This window comes from Pseudomonas karstica (genome assembly GCF_009707515.1).
Classification (GTDB): Bacteria; Pseudomonadota; Gammaproteobacteria; order Pseudomonadales; family Pseudomonadaceae; genus Aquipseudomonas; species Aquipseudomonas karstica.
In genome coordinates this window covers 16,349-34,710 of record NZ_WLYI01000012.1, presented here as the reverse complement: position 1 = coordinate 34,710, position 18,362 = coordinate 16,349, and the positions used below count along the sequence as shown (strand labels likewise).

The 18,362-nt window shown below is 57.2% G+C and carries 16 protein-coding genes and 4 pseudogenes; 13 read left to right on the top strand and 7 right to left on the bottom strand.

Annotation, left to right across the window (positions count from 1 at the left end):
• Positions 1-267: 267 nt before the first annotated feature.
• The 4 genes and pseudogenes from GIR22_RS10575 (at position 268) to GIR22_RS26385 (ending at position 2,831) form a co-directional block, all read left to right on the top strand.
• Positions 268-1,464 carry an amino acid aminotransferase gene (locus GIR22_RS10575; protein ID WP_154743286.1) on the top strand — a complete coding sequence of 399 codons (1,197 nt, stop codon included), beginning with the start codon at positions 268-270 and terminating at the stop codon, positions 1,462-1,464.
• Positions 1,465-1,702: 238 nt separating this feature from the next.
• Positions 1,703-1,912: a hypothetical protein gene (locus GIR22_RS10570; RefSeq protein WP_154743285.1), complete on the top strand. Its 210-nt coding sequence runs from the start codon at positions 1,703-1,705 to the stop codon at positions 1,910-1,912.
• A 52-nt stretch (positions 1,913-1,964) separates the two neighbouring features.
• Complete coding sequence (locus GIR22_RS10565; protein WP_154743284.1) at positions 1,965-2,126, top strand: DUF2986 domain-containing protein; 162 nt, start codon at positions 1,965-1,967, stop codon at positions 2,124-2,126.
• A 373-nt stretch (positions 2,127-2,499) separates the two neighbouring features.
• Positions 2,500-2,831, top strand: a pseudogene (locus GIR22_RS26385) (DUF6124 family protein).
• Between the two features lie 22 nt (positions 2,832-2,853).
• On the opposite strand, the gene GIR22_RS10560 reads toward GIR22_RS26385, so the two are convergent.
• Positions 2,854-3,087: a hypothetical protein gene (locus tag GIR22_RS10560; protein WP_154743283.1), complete on the bottom strand. Its 234-nt coding sequence runs from the start codon at positions 3,085-3,087 to the stop codon at positions 2,854-2,856.
• A gap of 123 nt (positions 3,088-3,210) precedes the next feature.
• Between GIR22_RS10560 and GIR22_RS10555 the strand changes: the two are divergent.
• Positions 3,211-3,582, top strand: a pseudogene (locus GIR22_RS10555) (isochorismatase family protein); the annotation flags it as partial.
• A gap of 536 nt (positions 3,583-4,118) precedes the next feature.
• On the opposite strand, the gene GIR22_RS10550 reads toward GIR22_RS10555, so the two are convergent.
• Both GIR22_RS10550 and GIR22_RS10545 read right to left on the bottom strand, forming a co-directional pair.
• Entirely contained in the window at positions 4,119-5,408 is a 1,290-nt protein-coding gene (locus GIR22_RS10550) for an MFS transporter (protein WP_154743282.1), read from the bottom strand.
• Between the two features lie 62 nt (positions 5,409-5,470).
• On the bottom strand, positions 5,471-6,856 hold the full coding sequence (locus GIR22_RS10545) for a M20 family metallopeptidase (protein ID WP_154743281.1): 1,386 nt from the start codon (positions 6,854-6,856) through the stop codon (positions 5,471-5,473).
• Positions 6,857-6,976: 120 nt separating this feature from the next.
• On the opposite strand from GIR22_RS10545, the gene GIR22_RS10540 reads away from it, so the two are divergent.
• The 3 genes and pseudogenes from GIR22_RS10540 (at position 6,977) to GIR22_RS10530 (ending at position 11,156) form a co-directional block, all read left to right on the top strand.
• The gene (locus GIR22_RS10540; RefSeq protein WP_154743280.1) at positions 6,977-7,861 is read left to right on the top strand and encodes a LysR family transcriptional regulator; all 885 of its coding nucleotides are present in this window, start codon (positions 6,977-6,979) and stop codon (positions 7,859-7,861) included.
• A gap of 947 nt (positions 7,862-8,808) precedes the next feature.
• Complete coding sequence (locus GIR22_RS10535; protein ID WP_154743279.1) at positions 8,809-9,468, top strand: carbonic anhydrase; 660 nt, start codon at positions 8,809-8,811, stop codon at positions 9,466-9,468.
• Positions 9,469-9,724: 256 nt separating this feature from the next.
• Positions 9,725-11,156: pseudogene (locus GIR22_RS10530) on the top strand (IS1182 family transposase).
• A 215-nt stretch (positions 11,157-11,371) separates the two neighbouring features.
• Here GIR22_RS10530 and GIR22_RS10525 read toward each other — a convergent pair.
• Positions 11,372-12,373, bottom strand: a complete 1,002-nt coding sequence (locus GIR22_RS10525) for a zinc-dependent alcohol dehydrogenase family protein (RefSeq protein ID WP_154743278.1) — start codon at positions 12,371-12,373, stop codon at positions 11,372-11,374.
• 108 nt (positions 12,374-12,481) lie between these two features.
• Between GIR22_RS10525 and GIR22_RS10520 the strand changes: the two genes are divergently transcribed.
• Complete coding sequence (locus tag GIR22_RS10520; RefSeq protein ID WP_154743277.1) at positions 12,482-13,363, top strand: LysR family transcriptional regulator; 882 nt, start codon at positions 12,482-12,484, stop codon at positions 13,361-13,363.
• 373 nt (positions 13,364-13,736) lie between these two features.
• On the opposite strand, the gene GIR22_RS10515 is transcribed toward GIR22_RS10520, so the two are convergent.
• Positions 13,737-14,096 carry an avidin-fold protein gene (locus GIR22_RS10515; protein ID WP_154743276.1) on the bottom strand — a complete coding sequence of 120 codons (360 nt, stop codon included), beginning with the start codon at positions 14,094-14,096 and terminating at the stop codon, positions 13,737-13,739.
• A 310-nt stretch (positions 14,097-14,406) separates the two neighbouring features.
• Here GIR22_RS10515 and GIR22_RS10510 point away from each other — a divergent pair, with 310 nt between their 5' ends.
• Both GIR22_RS10510 and GIR22_RS10505 read left to right on the top strand, forming a co-directional pair.
• The gene (locus tag GIR22_RS10510; protein ID WP_154743275.1) at positions 14,407-15,744 is read left to right on the top strand and encodes an MFS transporter; all 1,338 of its coding nucleotides are present in this window, start codon (positions 14,407-14,409) and stop codon (positions 15,742-15,744) included.
• Between the two features lie 37 nt (positions 15,745-15,781).
• The gene (locus GIR22_RS10505) at positions 15,782-16,453 is read left to right on the top strand and encodes an aspartate/glutamate racemase family protein (RefSeq protein WP_154743274.1); all 672 of its coding nucleotides are present in this window, start codon (positions 15,782-15,784) and stop codon (positions 16,451-16,453) included.
• A gap of 10 nt (positions 16,454-16,463) precedes the next feature.
• Here GIR22_RS10505 and GIR22_RS10500 read toward each other — a convergent pair.
• Positions 16,464-16,712: pseudogene (locus tag GIR22_RS10500) on the bottom strand (DUF2269 family protein); the annotation flags it as partial.
• Positions 16,713-17,018: 306 nt separating this feature from the next.
• On the opposite strand from GIR22_RS10500, the gene GIR22_RS10495 reads away from it, so the two are divergent.
• Entirely contained in the window at positions 17,019-17,402 is a 384-nt protein-coding gene (locus tag GIR22_RS10495; protein ID WP_154743273.1) for a hypothetical protein, read from the top strand.
• Positions 17,395-17,574, top strand: a complete 180-nt coding sequence (locus tag GIR22_RS10490) for a DUF1289 domain-containing protein (RefSeq protein ID WP_154743272.1) — start codon at positions 17,395-17,397, stop codon at positions 17,572-17,574. Before GIR22_RS10495 ends, GIR22_RS10490 begins: the two co-directional genes overlap by 8 nt.
• A gap of 12 nt (positions 17,575-17,586) precedes the next feature.
• Here GIR22_RS10490 and GIR22_RS10485 read toward each other — a convergent pair whose 3' ends face one another.
• On the bottom strand, positions 17,587-18,282 hold the full coding sequence (locus tag GIR22_RS10485) for a tRNA (adenine(22)-N(1))-methyltransferase (RefSeq protein ID WP_281349848.1): 696 nt from the start codon (positions 18,280-18,282) through the stop codon (positions 17,587-17,589).
• Positions 18,283-18,362 lie beyond the last annotated feature (80 nt).

Here is an 18,362-nt window from a genome sequence, read left to right as displayed (position 1 = left end):
CCCGCCGCAGGAAAAAACCATGATAGCTGTAGAAGTGGAGGCAAATGTGACGGCTTTCAAGGCAATCGTCCTACCCGCCCTTTCATATTGAGATTGCAATAAGACTAACGGTCGACAAATAAACTGAAAAACTTGCTCGAAAAGCCGTTTCGGCTGTCGCGGTCGACACTGATGGCCTCTATACTAGCTCCCCGTTTGTGCACCGCTCTAGTGCATTCGGCTGGAGCGCGACACGTCCCTCCTTTCCCATTCAGAGCCGCCGCAAAAATGAGCCTGTTCTCCGCTGTCGAAATGGCACCACGCGATCCAATCCTGGGCCTCAACGAAGCATTTAACGCCGATACCCGAACCACCAAGGTCAACCTTGGCGTGGGCGTTTACTGCAACGAAGAGGGGAAGATTCCACTCTTGCGTGCCGTTGCCGAAGCGGAAGCCATTCGCGTGGCGCAGCACGCCGCCCGTGGCTACTTGCCGATCGACGGCATCGTTGCCTATGACCAGGCCGTACAAAAGCTGCTGTTTGGTGCTGACTCACCGCTGATCAGTTCCGGCCGTGTCATCACCGCCCAGGCTGTCGGCGGTACCGGCGCCCTGAAAATCGGTGCCGACTTCCTCAAGCAACTGCTGCCCAACGCCGTCGTCGCCATCAGCGACCCAAGCTGGGAAAACCACCGCGCGCTGTTTGAACAGGCCGGCTTCCCGGTGCAGAACTATCGCTACTACGACGCCGCCACCCACGACGTAAACCGTGCCGGTCTGCTGGAAGACCTCAACGCCCTGCCGCCACAATCCATCGTCGTGCTGCACGCCTGCTGCCACAACCCGACCGGCGTCGACTTGAGCCCGGCGGACTGGAAACAAGTGCTGGACGTGGTCAAGGCGAAAAACCTGGTGCCATTCCTCGACATGGCCTACCAGGGCTTTGGCGACGGTATCGACGAAGACGCCGCCGCCGTGCGCCTGTTTGCCGAATCGGGCCTGACCTTCTTTGTCTCCAGCTCGTTCTCCAAGTCGTTCTCGCTGTACGGCGAGCGCGTTGGCGCCTTGTCCATCGTCAGCGAATCGAAAGAAGAAAGCGCGCGCATCCTGTCCCAGGTCAAACGCGTGATCCGCACCAACTACTCCAACCCGCCGACCCACGGCGCGGTGATTGTGGCAGCGGTGCTGAACAATCCAGAGCTGCGCGCCCAATGGGAAGCCGAACTGGCCGAGATGCGCCTACGCATTCGCGGTATGCGCGAGCAGATGGTGACCGAACTGGCCAAGGCTGCTCCAGGCCACGACTTCAGCTTTGTCGGTCGCCAGCGCGGAATGTTCTCCTACTCCGGCCTGACCGTTGAGCAAGTCACCCGCCTGCGCAGCGAGTTCGGCATCTACGCCCTGGACACCGGCCGCATCTGCGTCGCCGCGCTGAACCAGGCGAACATCGGTGCCGTGACCAAGGCGATCGTTCAGGTGCTGTAAGCCTGGCTACGATGCAAAAAAGGGGAAGCCAAAATGGCTTCCCCTTTTTCATACCCACTGTAGGAGCGAGCTTGCTCGCGAAAAACTCAAGAGCACCACGCTCATTCTGTATACCCGCGTTATCGTTAACGACCTTCGCGTACAAGAACCAGGCGTCCCCTGCTCCTACAAAAAACTCGCTGCCTGCTGCGCCCAGCCCTAGACTGAACCACAACTGCCCCTTTGCTGTGAGAACACTATGAAAAACGACGACCTGGGCCTGCGTGCCGACCGCGACGAACTGGACCACTTCACCCCTCGCGCCCCTCAAGCCAAGCGCCAGAAAAGCCTGGTGCTGCAAGTCGCCCTCGGGGTATTCCTCGGCGGGTTGGCGCTGTGGCTGGTGCAGTTGGGCGCCGGGGCATTGATGGCAAAACTGGCCATGGGCACCCTGCAGTTCGGGGGCTGATCAACTAATTTAAGCTGATATTATTCAAGCCGTTACCCGTTGAGCAGAAACCATGAATCGTCGTAAAAAAATAAAGCAGCTATTAAAGGCTCACGCCAAAAAGGCCAGCGCCAAATTGGCACCGTCCGGCAAGGATAAATACATCAGCAAAGCTGACCGACTGAAGCTGGCGGCTGAATCCAGCCAGGACGAAAGCAGTTCCTGCGAGAGCTGATTCAACCTCAGCGCCTCGACGCGAGCCGTGATCCACTCACGGCTGTAAGCAAGCACGCTGTTTGCCCTGGTGTTTGAGTGACTTGGGCTTGAGGGCGTATCGGTGGGTAGCTGCTTCGCTTGGGTATGGGTCTCTAAGGTTGCTCGGTGGCTGAAACCTCAGTGATCGGGTTTAGTAGCCCTTAGTTGAATTGCGCTTAGTGCATGAGCTTCATCAATCAGACGTTCCTGTCTGTGCTTGATGGTGGCTGTGCGTAGGGCGCCTTCGGGCGCGCCGGCTTTGCGTAATTCCCCGGTCTACTAACCTGCGTGCAGCTGCCACCCTTTTCGTTTAGTAGCGAAAGGGAGTCAGCCCCAAGTCAGGAATTGCGTATATGTACAAAGTAACCCCGAATCCTCCAAACACCCCGGATCTAAACTCCAACAAGCCGCCCGGCGCGCCCTTGATCACTACCTGAACCCCGCCACCGACACCAACACCGTCCCAGAGACGAGCGCCCTCTTCAGCGTCACCTCCGGCGTCAGCAGCGAAACCCTGATCACCAACAACTACGATACCCCTTCCTCCGTCAGCGCCCTGCTGCTCGACCTGTCCAGCGAACTGACCGGCAAAGACCGCGACGTTGCGCTGGCCATTCACCAACTGAGCAAGTTGAGCGTATTGCTGATCGGCAAACTGATGGGCCGCGAAACACCCTGTAGATAGAGCCCAACGCGGTCCTGCGGGACTAACCCTTCAACTCACTCAACCGATTACTCGCCGCGTCGTCGTAAGCCACATACAGCGACTCGGCGATTTGGCTTTTGATGGCTTTAGTGCTTTCCAGGCCCAACACAAAACCCTCGGCCTTGCCGCCAGCGCGGTTCAGGTCTTCTTTCGTGTCAGCACCGGTGATGGCGTCGAGGAGTTTGATGGCGTGTGGGCCTACGCCTTTGGGGAGACTGATTTGGTCGATGCTCATTTGCGATACCTTGGAGGATTGAAGTCGGTAGCGCGTGAAACTACTGCCGGGGTGGCATGGTAGACCAGCATGAAAATTAAAGGGCTGCTTTCGGCCCAGTGTGTGTAAAAACGCTTCGCCAAAATAGGTCCGGCCGGGTCTCCTATCGAGCCGGGTAGCCCGCTCACCGAGCTTGTCCAGGAGTTGCAGCTAAGGGGTGACGAAGTGATTTTCGAGAAAAAACGTCCCAACGCTTTCGCTCAGACTGACCTGGCCAGTCAGCTACGCGAGCGTGACTGTGAAGGCATCGTCGTTACAGGAATGAAAACTCAATACTGCGTAGATAGTACTTGCCGTGCTGCCCGCGATTGCGGCTTCGATGCTGTGCTCATCGCCAATGGACATACCTGCTCTGATACTCCAACGCTCAAAGCAGAAGCCATCGTTGCCCACCACAATGCAACCTTGGCTGGGCCATTCTGCCGAGTCGTCCAAGCTGAGGAATGGAGTTTCTAAGAATTCCCCTGATCGACCCCGGCCAGGGTCGATCAGTCCGCTTGGCGCTGATAGCTTTCTTCTCCACAGGCCACTATCGACCCAAAACGGTCATTAGCAGCAGGCTTGGCCAAAAGGGAGTTCGAAAGCCAGACCTTCTTAGCCTAGTCGCTGCTACTGCCCATCAGAATCCATCATTTCCCATGGGCATGGATATCGAAAGAGAACTCCCAGAGCACTGGGTACGCCGGATGGCCTTTGGTTACTGCTTGCATTTACATATGGTCTTTATGCTGTGACCCCTCTTCGGCCAAACTATCACGGTGCGTTCGCGGGTTTGATTGCCCTTGTTGCAGTTCGGCCTTGGATGGGGTCACGTTTCTGCGTGCATCCACATCGTGAATTGGCGATTTTCTCTTTTGGTGCTGTCGCCTTCCTTATATTGAATATGTTTTTCTTTAACTCTATTACTTACCACCTGGAGTTGGTCAATGAACCAACACCCAAGTGCCTGCCTTATTGGTTTTGGTAAGGTCTACGGTCAAAGGGGTACTGAGTTACGATAACTTCAACTTTCGCCTGGCAACCAACAAGGCACTGATGCTAAGGGCGGCCGCCAGGATTAGATAAAAGCTGGGGGCCAGCTGAGAACCTGTAAGCGCGATCAGTCCAGTAGCAATCACTGGCGCAAAGCCGCCGAAGATCGTCACTGACAGGTTGTAGCTCAGCGACATGCCCGTCACCCGGGTATGGATGGGGAACACATCAGCCATTAGTGAGGCTAGCGGTGCGAAGTAAACGGCCTTGATCAGCGCCATCATCGAGACAACGAGTAACAGCGACGTTGCACTAGGAACTTTGTTCAGCCAGAGGAATGCCGGAACGATCGCCAGGATATAGATGATTGAGGCCCAGAGCATGATTTTGATACGACTGACGAACCCGGTTATGAAGCCGACAATGGGTGTCACCAGGGTTAGGATCAGGCCACCGGTCAGCGTAGCCAGGAAGCCCGACGACAGTGGAATGTTCAATGTGGTTGACGCATAGGACGGCATGTACTTGATCATGAAATTGGATGCCGTCGACACGATCAGCACCCCCATTGCGACTAGCAGCAATGTCTTTTGTGAAAGAAGCACATCCCTTAACGGCTGCGAACCGGGCTCGCTCTCCTTGAAGTCAGGGGACTCATCCACCGTGCGGCGGATGTAAAGCCCCACCGGACCAAGAATCAAACCAAAGAAAAACGGCACCCGCCAACCCCACTCGAACATCTGTTGATCATCAAGACTGGTCGTCAGGAAATAGCCGAATAAAGAGGCGATCACCACGCCAAAGCCCTGACTCGCAAATTGCAGGCTCGCGACAAAGTTACGGGTCTTTTGCGGGGCGTGCTCCATCATGAACGCGGTTGAGCTGCCGAACTCACCGCCGGCGGAGAAACCTTGCAGCAGGCGCGCAAACAGAATGCCGATAGGTGCGATTATCCCGATAGTGGAATAGCTGGGCATCACCGCTATCGTCGCCGTGCCGATCAGCATCAGCAATATGGACAGGCTCAATGCTTTCTTGCGGCCTTGTCGGTCGGCATAAGAGCCCAGAACCGCAGCGCCCAGCGGACGAATCAGAAAAGAAATGCCAAAAGTCGCGAATGCAAGAAACAGTGACACTGCTGGGTCCGCTGCGGGGAAAAACACCTTGCTGATGGTTAACGCAAAGTAGGCGTAAACCGACAAGTCAAACCATTCAAGGGTGTTTCCGATCAAGGCGGCGCCGACCGGTTTCCATATGGATTTGCTCCGTTCAGTTGCAGGTGTAACGAGGGTGGACGATAACGCTGTCATGTTCGACGCTCCTGGTTTTGTAAGTGTGTGAGCGGCAGATACAAAGGGCTGAGCCCTGTTTTTTATGTGCGCGATTGCGCCATGTCGCCCAGTTCCCAGAACAGGGCGGTCATTATTTGCAGGCCTTCGAGCACCACCGAACCCAGTAGGTGTTCATCGGGCGCGTGTTGTGAGCAGCCGGGGTAGGAGTGCGGAATCCATAGGGTTGGTAGCCCCAGGACATTAGCGAAAATGTCGTTAGGCAGCGTACCGGCAAGGTTGGGCAGTACGGCGATCGGCCTGGGGGTTGTGTCGCTGATGACCTTTTTCGCAAAACGCACCCATGGATTGTCGGGGTCCAGGCGAGTGCTGGGCGTGCAACGATCAATGACGATGTTGACGCAGTGGAAGCCTTCAGCATCCAAATGTTGGCGCAGCAGCTGCTCCAGGTTCTGCCAATCAGTGCCGACCACAAAACGCAATTGGCAATGCGCGATCGCCGAAGGTGGAATGGCATTCACGGGCTTGGCAGGATTGCCCGCCGTAAACGCGAGGATCTCCAAGGTGTTCCAGGCAAAAAGCCGTTCGCCCAGGGTCAGGCCCGGCTCCCCCCAATCAGCATCCAGGGGGCGGCCGAGGGCGTGTTGATCGATGCCCAGGTCGTGGATGGCTGCACGCACCGAGTCGGGAATCGAAGAGGGCACCAGTTCTCGGCAACGAATGCGGCCGTGCTGATCCACCAGGCTTGCCAGTGCGTTGGCCAGCACCACGGCCGGGTTGGACATGACGCCTCCCCAGTTCCCGGAGTGCAAACCCTTGTCGCGTGCCTGCACTTGCAAGGAAAACAGCACCGAGCCTCGAGATCCGAGAAATATCGTCGGGCGGCTGTCGTTCAGGCGTGGGCCATCCGATGCGATGAAAACATCGGCTTGCAGCAACTGTCGATGAGTCGTGCAGACCTCGCGCAATCCGGGAGAACCGCACTCTTCACCGGTTTCAAACAAAACCTTGATGTTAAACCCCAAGCGCCCCTCACGGGCCTTGATCACGGCCTCCAGCGCCGTCAGGTTAATGCTGTGCTGGCCTTTGTTATCGGCGGTGCCGCGTCCATACCAACGATCGCCTTCCACGGCCAGCACCCAGGGGTTGAGGCCTTCACGCCATTGCTCGGCATAACCGAGTACGACGTCGCCATGCCCATAGCTCAGTACCGTCGGCAGGTCCGCGCCTTCGTGACGCGAAGCGAACAGCAATGGGCCCGCGCCCTTCGGATTCTCAAGGGTCTGGCACTCAAAGCCCATCCGTTCCAGGGCAGGTTTTATTTCCTCATGAAGATAACGCGTCAATTCCTGCGCCTGGCCGGGGGCCTGGCTTTCACTGCGTATGGCGACCCTGCGACGCAAGTCGGCTTCGAAATGGCCGTCGGTCAGGTATTGGCGAACACTGGCGAGTGCTTGTTGCTTGGACATAACAGTTCCGATTAGAGCTGAAAGATTCAGGCCAATATAGAAGTCGCCTATCGCACTGTATATTGCTGTTTTTTGAATACTAGCTTCTAATTAATAGATGCCTTGGCACATGAGAAGCCCATGGATTATCGTTATTTTCTGGCCGTGTTTGATTCAGGTTCGCTGGCTGCCGCCGGTGAGCGCTTGCATATCGCGCCCAGCGCGGTCAGCCGCCAGATCGCCCTCTTGGAGGAGAGTATTGGCTTACCCTTGTTCGAGCGTCGGCCACGGGGCATGGAGCCGACGGCTGCCGGTAGCGCTTTGGCCCACCACGCAAGGCGCGCCTCGTTGGAAGAACAGGCCCTGCTGTCGGAGCTACGCGGCGGTGATTACCCCGGAGCGAGAGTTATTCGCCTGGTTTCGACAGAGGGTCTATCACGTTATTTTCTGCCGCACGTATTGATCCAGCATTACCCGCTACATCCGGCTTTCCAGTACGTGTTGGAGGTAATGTCACCGCTCGAATGCGCAGAGAAAGTGAAGCGCGGTGATGCCGACGTAGGGTTGACGTTCAGCACAGAACCTACCGAAGGTGTCGAGATCCTCTATTCAAGCCGCTCGGCGATTCGCGCGATCATGCGTGCCGGTCATCCGCTGTCGACGCTCAAGCAATTGCCCCTGCGCTCGCTCGTGCCGTTCCCCTTGGCGCTCACACCCAAAGGCACGACCCAGAGGCAGTTGTTCGACCTAGTCTGCGAAATGGAGGGGTTGGCCTTCAATCACGTGATGACCTGCAACTACTCCGGGGCCATTCATGAGTTTGTCCGTCACACCGACACGATCGCGTTTGGTGGTGCAATCAGCCAGCGGGTGAATGACAGTAATGACCTGATTTCGGTCCCACTGTCGAACCCCCGATTTTCCGACCGGACCATTCAAGTCCTGACCATGCCCAAACGCACACTACCACCATCGCTGCAGCTATTTATCGAGACCCTGATCGGCTGTCTTAAAGCCGTCAACTGAGTATCACTGTCGCGCAAAGCTACTGAACCGGCTCCAGGCCCTCTCCGCCGACTGCCTTGTACAGCGCGACCACAGCAAGTGCCTGTCTGCTTGATTGACACGGCAGCCACGACAGATGTTACTCCGGTCTTTTTGTACAGCTTCATGGACGCATCCACGTAGCTATCGGCCAAGCGTCTCGCATCCGCGATGCACCTGCTCGTACTCGCGATCCAGCAGGGTGACTATCGTTTGTGCTTCTTTGCTCATGATCAAGGCTCTCCTCTTTGTAAGAGCCAAATGGTGACCGATCGCTGACCACTCTAAATTCGATTTCAGACGGTTTTACCGTCGGAAATCTACCGAAAGTTGAGTTGGCCGGCTGACACTGTCGCTCTGTCGCGCACTAGATAGACGACAAATGGCGACATGGCAGACGCGGGAAAACATTGAGTACAAAGTAAACACAACAGATGACGGCGGAGAACCTTGAATCGTAATTAAACGAACTCAACAGATCAAAGTAGATGATGGCCAAGAATAGTCCTTTCTGGCTGGCCGCAATCGGCCCAGAGTGTGTAAAAACGCTTCGCCAAAATTGAAATGGGCGCATCTACGTTAAATCTGAAATTTATCGGCAGGCGAACAGACACAGATTTTGCGTAGAAGCGCGAACTTCAGTCTGGTTTCGGCTGCGTGCTGCGCGGAAAAATGTTTTTACACACTCTGGGCCAGAAGCGGTCATAGGATGTCTATAAAAAATGGGGCCATTCAATCGTCTTTCAGGCTGCGATACATAAATGGCAGCTGCCAAGGCGCTTCAGACATCCGCCGCGCTGGTCGCGGCTCGAAGTCCATCGTTGATCGAGTACAGCCAACGCGCGTGAGGTCTGCGATAATGACGACCACAACGGCGCGATGGCATATTGAGTGCTCGCGCCATCCGGCATTCAGGTTTGGAGAACTCCATGCGTGACATTATTGACGGCTTTCTGCGCTTTCAGCGCGAGGTTTATCCGCAACGCGTCGAACTTTTCAGGCAGCTCGCGACGACACAAAATCCAAAGGCGTTGTTCGTCACTTGCTCGGACAGTCGTGTTGTACCTGAACTCCTTACACAGCGCGAACCGGGCGAGCTGTTCGTGATTCGCAACGCCGGCAACATTGTGCCGTCGTATGGTCCCGAACCGGGCGGAGTCTCGGCTACCGTTGAATATGCGGTCGCAGTGCTCGGCGTGCGGGACATCGTGATCTGCGGCCACTCGGACTGCGGAGCGATGGGAGCGATCTCACGCTGCACGTGTCTGGACCATCTGCCCGCGGTCGCTAACTGGCTACGTCACTCGGACGCCGCGAAAGCGATTAACGCGGCGCATGAGTTCGACACGCCCCGCGCAAAGCTCGACGGCCTCGTGCGCGAAAACGTAATCGCGCAACTGGCGAATCTGCGTACGCACCCATCGGTGGCACTCGCGCTCGAGCAGGGGCGCATGAATCTGCATGGCTGGGTCTACGACATCGAATCGGGTTGCATTGATGCACTTGATGGCGCGACACGACGGTTCGTTTCACTTGCTGATTTGCCGAGCACCGTTGCGATCGCTGCACGCAACGGCAGACAGATGTAATGGCGACAGACAAGTGAGGGGGGTATTACTTCCGGAATACTTTCGCCCCAGATAAGGGCAGCGAAGCGGCATTGTCTCTATTGGGCAAGTTTCGGCGCGGATCAGCCGTTCGAATGATTGCTCGACAGGACTGGTGAACCACCAGAATTGGCCGGGTGCAGCCCTTCACGAGAGGCAGCAATCGGCCCAGAGTGTGTAAAAACGCTTTCGTGAACCCTTGCTATGATTTCTGAGGATTTCATCGCAAGGATCGCCCATGAAGCGCTTTATCCAAGGTGAACATCGAGGCCAAAGCACCTTCCTTCCAGAGAGCCTCGACGATTACGTCACGGATACCAATCCGGTGCGCGTAGTCGACGTTTTTGTCGACGAACTTGACCTGGTCAAACTGGGTTTTGAAGGCGCCATACCAGCAGATACTGGCAGGCCGGCTTACCATCCCGCTGTCCTGCTGAAGATCTACATCTACGGCTATCTGAACCGCATTCAGTCGAGTCGGCGCCTGGAACGAGAAGCCCAACGCAACGTCGAGCTGATGTGGCTGACCGGGCGTTTGATGCCCGATTTCAAGACCATCGCCAACTTCCGAAAAGACAACAGCAAGGCCATCCGAGGCGTCTGCCGCCAGTTCGTGGTGCTGTGCCTGCCGTTGGGATTATTCGGAGAAAATCTGGTTGCCATCGACGGCAGTAAATTCAAGGCCGTCAACAACCGCGACCGCAATTTCACCAGCGCCAAGCTGAAGCGGCGAATGGAAGAAATTGAATCGAGTATCAATCGGTATCTGACTGCGCTCGACGAAGCCGATCAGCAAGAACCCACCATCGCTCAGCCCAAGGCTACTCGTCTGCAAGAGAAAATCGACAAGCTCAAAGCTCAGATGAAAGAGTTACAGGTCATTGAAATTCAGCTCAACGAATCGCCGGATAAACAGGTCTCACTGACCGATCCAGACGCTCGCTCCATGATGACTCGCGGCACGGGAATCGTCGGTTACAACGTGCAGACAGCGGTCGATACCCAGCACCATTTGATCGTTGCACATGAGGTTACCAACGTCGGTTCCGACCGCGATCAACTCAGCTCGATGGCCAAGCAGGCCCGCGAGGCGATGGCGTCAGAAATGCTGTCGATAGTGGCTGACCGAGGCTACTTCAAAAGCGAAGAGATCTTGGCTTGTCACGATGCAGACATCACCGCCTATGTGCCCAAGCCGATGACATCTGGAGCCAAAGCGGGCGGGCGTTTCAATAACGATGCCTTCATCTATGACGCGGCAAAGAACGAATACATTTGTCCGGCTGGAGAGACGCTGATCTGGCGCTATACCAACGTTGAAAAAGGCCTGACGTTGCACCGTTACTGGAGTTCGAAATGCCGGGGGCTGCGCAATGAAACCGCAGTGCACACCGAGCACGGAACGGCGGGTTCGACGCTGGGAGCATGAAGCCGTACTGGAGGAAATGCAGAACAGGCTGAGCAACGCGCCGGAAATGATGCGGATCCGAAAACGGACGGTTGAGCATCCCTTCGGGACGCTCAAGCAATGGATGGGCGCGACACACTTCCTGACCCGAAAGCTTAACGGGGTAAGCGCCGAGATGAGCCTGAATGTGCTCGCCTACAACCTGAAACGGGTCATGAAAATCATCGGCACCACTGGCTTGATGAAAGCGTTAACGGCGTAAAAGCCAGTCTTTTTTACCCCGTCCAAAGGACTTTAAGAGGCTACTGAGCCGTTTTAACTGTTCCTGAAAACATCGTGACCTTGATCAGTTTGCGAAACGTGAGCACGGTCTCCTAGCGTCGAAATAGAAAACCCAATCTGACGTTTTTACACACTCGGGGCCAGAAGCGGACGCTCTTGGCCGTTTGCGCTGATTGAACCAGGGATCACAAGGGGCTATTCACTCACCAACTGGATTACCGTCTTGCCCTTGCCGCGGCCTTCGGCGACTTGGCGAAATGCCTCGTTGACGTCTGGCAGCGCAAAGTGCTGTTGATCCACGCGGATCGTCAGTTGACCAGCATTGGCCAGCACGGCGGCCTCGCGCAGGATAGCGCCGTGGTGTTCGCGCCCTTTGCCGGTGAGCAGCGGCGCCAGGGTGAAGACGCCCGAGTAGGTTGCACTTTTGAACGACAACGGCGCCAGGCTATGCTGGCCCCAACCCAGGCAGCTCAGCACGTGCCCGGTATAAGCTTTCACCGCTTTGAATGAAGCATCCAGTGTGCTGCCGCCGACAGTGTCGTAGACAATGTCGAATCCTTCACCAGCCGTGTAGTGCTCGACATAGTCCTCGACGCTCTGTGCCTGATAGTCGATCGCCGTAGCCCCCAGCGAGCGAATGAAGTCGAGACTACCCGCCGAACCGGTGGCGTAGACATCGGCACCGCTAGCCTTAGCCAGTTGCACAGCCACTTGGCCGACCCCACCTGCGCCGCCATGAATCAGTACACGCTGACCGGAGCGGACATTGGCGCGATCGACCAGACCTTCCCATGCGGTAATGAACACCAAAGGCAATGCAGCCGCCTCACGCATGTCGAGGGTGTGTGGCTTGGCAGCGATCAGCCGGGCATCCACGGCAATGTACTCGGCCATAGTACCTTGGGCACCACCGATGCCACCGGGCATGCCGAAGACTTCCTGGCCTACGGTGAAACCCTCGACCGCTTCGCCCAGTTCGACGACCGTACCGGCGAGGTCAAGGCCAAGCACTGCCGGCAGGGCTTGGCGGGCGTGAGCCCCCGCGCCGGCAGCGATTTTGGTATCGAGTGGATTGACTCCGGCGGCGTTAACCCTGACCAGTACCTGGCCCTGACCGGGGACAGGGCGATCGATTTGGCGGACAGTCAGAGTGGCATGAGCGGATTCGGCGACAGCGGCGAGCATGGTGTGATTCATGATGGGTACCTCTGATTGAGTTGACACCTACAGATTGTCGCGCTTTCATCATTCCAATAAGAAGCTAAATTTGCATATGACTTATTCCACAAAGAGACCTAAACGCCGATGGACTTGTTCGACAGCATGCACACCTTTGTACGCGTCGTGGAGCGCGGGTCGTTTTCCGCGGTGGCTCGCGAACTGAACATGGGCCAGCCGGCAGTAAGCAAGCAGGTGCGCGCTCTGGAGCAGTACCTGGGCGGGCCACTGTTCGCCCGCAGCACCCGGTACTTGGCCCTGACCGACCAGGGGCAACGGTTCTACAGCCACTGCCAGGAAATTCTCGGCCACCTCGAAACCGCCACGCGCAGCTTCACCAGCGGTCAGGAGCAGATCGCCGGCCCTCTGCGAGTCGCCGCCCCGGTCAGTTATGGAAGGTTATGCATCGCGCCGCTCATAGGGACTTTCCTGCAACGCCATCCCGATGTCCGGATTGACCTACGGCTGAGTGACCACAATGAAGACCTGCTCAAGGAAAATATCGACCTGGCTATCCGCATTGGCGTGGTGAAGAGCGAGGGATTGGTGGCAGTGCCACTGGGTACCAGCCCGCGGCGGGTCTATGCCGCGCCCGGCTACCTGGATCGACACGGCGTGCCACGTGAGCCCAACGAGCTGACAGGCCACAACTGCATCGGTTTCACTTTGCTGGAGCATTACGACAGTTGGCACTTCACGCACATCGCGCAAGAGCTCGATGTAGCTATCAAGGGCAACGTCACCAGTAACAGCAGCGAGGCCATCCGCGAAATGGTTCTCTGCGGCTTGGGTATTTCCCTTTCACCAGAATGGTTGTTCACAGCTGACGTCGAGCAGGGCAAGGTTCATACCGTACTCGACAATTATCAGAGCAGCGCGCTACCTGTCAGCGCCGTGCTCAGTCGTGAGCGGCGACGTTCAGCGCGGACGATGGCTTTCATCGATTTTCTCCGCGAGCATTTATTGTAGAAACGCCTTGTCATGCGCCGTCCGCTATTGGCCGATTCTGTTGAAAAAGTCGGTTCGCCCAAACAGCCTGGTCATTGACTGGTTAAAACGTCTTTTTTGCACACTGCTACGTGAAATCCGAGTCCGGAAGCCTCTGCCGAAAGTAAAGATTTCAATCTCAGGCGCATACTTTTGTGCTGCGCAAACCATGGTCGACTTTTTCAACAGAATCGGCCGAAAGCTGTCTTTCACGAACAGCCGCTTCGACCATAGAACAAAGCAGAACAACGGGGGGTTTATTTTTACAGCGCTTTTGGCGCCCAAATCATAAATAAATCTGAGTCCCTTTTATCCCACTTTTATCCAGTCCCCTTTTTGCTTTTTTACTTAACCGCTACGCAACAAGCTCAACGTAGCTAGACTCCCCACCTCCAGTCGCGCCCGACAACCAACCCCATACAAAAGTCAGCGTGGTCCGCCCTGCCGGGTCAACACCTACCGTGCCACGAGACCAGCCGGCGAGAATCTCACCCTCCGTCGTTAAACACTGATAAAGAAGCTCAATGGTAGTGGGACCAGTCACGCGCCCGTTACCCATACGAATTCGGCCGCCTTGGTAAGTACCCGAAATGGCATTTTCCTCGACATGGTAATGAAACACTGTGCCTGCACCGGATAGCCCTTGGGTGTTGTCCGCTACGGTGAATCGACGGTTGTTCAAACGCTCGCTGATTTGAGAAAAGCTGACTTCCATAAATGTCGCGTCCTTTAGTCGAGATGTTCCATTCCAGCCTTCGACTATCTTAAGGCCATTTTCTTAGGAGAATCGAGGGCAGCCCAGAATTTTCGTTGGTTCGAATAGCCGAGTGGCTCTTTTGTTGTGACCTGACCCAATCATCCAGAACTCCCCATCCAACAACTATCTTCGCCAACCTGGCCCAAATCCTGCCTACATCAACCCCACCAAGTCGCTACTGACTACGCGAACGACACTTTTGAACCCTGCCGCCTTGGTCACTCCTCCGATAATCGAATGATTACTGATAAAAACGCCGAGGCCCACCATGACGAGCCCATCCACCGAACAGGTAAGCCCCAAAACCCTGCGAAAAGTGATCATCGCCGCCGGCATCGGCAATTTCGTGGAGTGGTTCGACTTCGCCGTCTACGGCTTCCTCGCCACCACCATCGCCCAGCAATTCTTCCCCAGCGGCGACGCCAGTGTCGCGCTGCTCAAAACCTTCGCGGTATTTGCCGTAGCCTTCGCTTTTCGCCCCCTGGGCGGGATTTTCTTCGGCATGCTCGGCGACCGAATCGGCCGCAAACGCACCCTGGCGATGACAATTTTGCTGATGGCCGGCGCTACAACCCTGATCGGCCTGCTCCCCACCTACGCCGCCATTGGTGTCGCGGCACCGATTCTTCTGTCGCTGATCCGCTGCGCCCAGGGTTTCTCCGCCGGGGGTGAATACGCCGGCGCCTGTGCTTATCTGATGGAGCACGCACCGAGTGACAAACGCGCCTGGTATGGCAGCTTCGTTCCGGTGTCGACGTTTTCCGCCTTCGCCGCCGCAGCCGTGGTGGCTTACGCTCTTGAAGCGTCGTTATCCGCCGAGGCGATGGGCAGTTGGGGGTGGCGCCTGCCGTTTCTGATTGCTGCGCCGCTGGGCCTGGTGGGGCTTTACTTGCGCTGGAAGCTGGATGAGACGCCGGCGTTCCAGGCGGTGAAGCAGGAACATGCCGTCGCTCATTCGCCACTCAAGGAAACCTTGCGCAACCATGGTGCGGCGATCTGCTGCCTGGGCGCTTTTGTGTCACTCACGGCGCTGTCGTTTTACATGTTCACCACTTACTTTGCGACGTATCTGCAAGTCGCGGGTGGGCTGAGTCGCGCTATGGCGTTGCTGGTGTCGCTGATTGCGTTGATTTTCGCGGCGGCGATTTGTCCTCTGGCGGGGCTGTATTCGGACCGGGTGGGGCGTCGGGTCACGGTGATGACGGCGTGTGCGTTGTTGATTGTGGTGGTGTATCCGTCGTTCCTGATGGCGAGTTCCGGTTCGTTCACGGCGTCTATCGTCGGGGTGATGTTGCTGGCGGTTGGCGCGGTGTTGTGTGGGGTGGTCACAGCGGCCTTGCTGTCGGAGACCTTTCCGACCCGTACGCGGTACACCGCGTCGGCGATCACTTACAACATGGCCTACACGATCTTCGGCGGCACCGCGCCGCTGGTAGCGACGTGGTTGATCAGCACCACTGGCAGCAACCTGTCGCCGGCGTTTTACCTGATCGCGGTGGCGTTACTGGCGTTGGCGGGCGGGTTGGCGTTGCCGGAGACGTCGAGGATTTCCCTGCATGATGTGGGCACGAAGGAAAAAGACGTAGCGCCAATGCTCTCGCGTTAAAGTCGACGGGTGTTGAAAAACTTCGAGAACTTGAGCGATGCGGATTACCTGCCTTCATACTGCCGAGAGCAACATTGCCGTGTTTGACGCTGCCGCAGCAGCGCTGGGGATCGGGCCGCAGGTGTTGCACCACGTAGTTCGGCCCGACCTGCTCGCAGCAACCGAACACGCCGGCACGCTGACTGCTGGTATCGCCGAGGAAACGCGACGGGTGCTTGTTGCACTGGCTCAACACGGTGACGCGGTGGTGCTCACCTGTTCGACCTTGGGCCCAGCGGTTGAACGTGCCGGCACACACACCCGGGTGCCAATTTTGCGCGCGGATGAGGCTCTGGCATTGGCGGCCGTTCAAGCAGGTGGAAAGGTCGTGGTGTTGTGCGCGGTCCAAACCACACTCGAGCCCACCTCTCGCCTGTTTTTCCAGGCGGCACAGCACGCAGGGGCATCGGTGGAGGTGCTGATGGTTCCGGACGCATGGGCGATGTTCAAGGCGGGCAACATGGACGGCTATCTGGCGACCATCGCGCAGGCCGCTGAGCGTGCCTATGTAGCAGGCGCGTCTATTGTGGCGTTGGGACAAGCCTCCATGAGTGGCGCGGCTTCGTTGGTGACGGCTGGCCCTGCTCCGTTGACCAGTGCATCGACAGGCCTGCGGGCTGCGCTGGACGCGGTATTGAGTCATGCCAAGCGCGGGTATGATCCGGGCTAACCCGCCCCTCCTATATCCACAGCCCAGTCAACTGCCTCGGCGTCATCTTCGTCACCATGATCATCACGATCACAAACATCCCCAAAAACCCGAAAATCCCCAGCCAGAACCATTTCCTGTAGACGCCATGGTATTCATCATCGAGCGCCTTGCCGGCCTCAACCGCACTCGAAGCCATCTGCTGCAAACGCTTCTGCAACACCAGTACCGGAAGCCAAAGCGAACCCACGCAGAGGAAGATGATCAACGACGTCTGCACCCTGCCCCGCCAGCCAATGCAACAGGCGTAGGCGTCGATACCCAGGTACGTCGAGCCGGAGGTCACTCCCTTCATACCCCTTTTGGATTTCTCCATAACCGGACAAAACATCGACATCTATTCTCCTTGAAATCCACCTTCCGTTATCAAACGAAGCGTTAGCGCGCAGGCACATTCAGTTGCGTCATCTTCGCGGCTGGGCAAAACTCGCACGCGTTCATGACGAAAACCTGTCAGCCGCTTTCCTGCGCGCCGGGGTAAAACCCTTCCATGATGACGATAAAACTGTAACCGCCGGAGCCCGCAATGCCCTCGACCAAACGCGACAGCGCACGTATCGAACGTCGCCTGGTTGCGACCCTGACCGAAGCCTGTGAAATAGCCAAAGCGCACATCAGCGGGTTTGACTGGCTGACTCACGCAGTCGACTACGCCGCCTTTCCCCAGAGCCTGCGAGTGATCTGGGTGTTTGATACCCGCACGAACAAGGAGCAAGCCCTTGCACAGGGAGAAGACCTGCGAATGCGTGAACTGACGGGCGCCGCGCTGAGGGATGCCGGTGTGGATCTGCCCTCGTTGGAGCACTGCGTGCGGTTCGACTCCGAGGAGGAGTGCCGTATCCAGCATGGCGCAGATTGGCGTCTGCGCTTGGCCAAGCTGTATGCGGGGAAGGGAGTAAATCTTGGCTAAGGATATCGAGAATCCGTGTGTCTCAATCTGTCAGTTGAGTGGCGATCTGTGTGTCAGCTGTGGGCGGAGCAAGGAGGATATTCGTCAGTGGAAACGGATGAAGCGCCCCGAGAAGATGGCCGCCGTGCAGAGAGCGTCTTTGCGGTTGAAGGCGTTGAAAAAGAGTAAGTGAGGCCGACCGAGCTCAAGCCAGCAACTCGCTGATCCATCGAACCTGTCGGGCGATGTCTTGCACCTTTTCCTCAGGCAACGCTTGTCGCGCTCGGGCGAAGTGGGTCAGGGTTCGCTGCTTATGGCGCAGCAGGCGTTGCCACTTGGCCAGGAACGCCGGGCTGCGGGCCTGCATCTGCAGCGGGCCGAAGTACAGTTGTTCGACGGTATAGACCACCGGCCCGGTGCGTTCGGCGACGATAATTTCGTAGTCGAAGCGGTTTTCCCGCAGCAGTTCCTCGAAGAGGATGCGGTAGCCATTTTCCATCAGCCATTGGCGCAATGGCTGCTCGCCGCCATTGGGCTGCAGGATCAGGCGTTCCTGGCCGGTCAGGCGCGCCTTGCCGCTGTCGAGGATGTCGCGAATGGTCTCGCCGCCCATGCCGCAAATACTGATCGCAGTAATCCCGTCTCCCGGCTCGATCGCCGCCAGGCCATTGGCCAGGCGTACGCTGATGCGCAGGTCCTGACCACTCTCGCACACGGTGCGTTCGGCCGCGTGAAACGGCGTCAAGGCCACCTCACCGGCCACCGCCGCCGCAATGACGCCACGGCGCATCAACGCCACTGGCAAGTAACCGTGATCAGAGCCGATATCCGCCAGGCGCGCACCGGCTGGCACATGCGCGGCCACGCGCTCCAGGCGCATGGACAATGTCTGTTCGTTCAACTGCAGTTCCTTTTCACCACGGATGTCCGGCACCTATGGCATGAGTGCGAGCGGCGCATCATGCTTGGTGAGGAAGACGG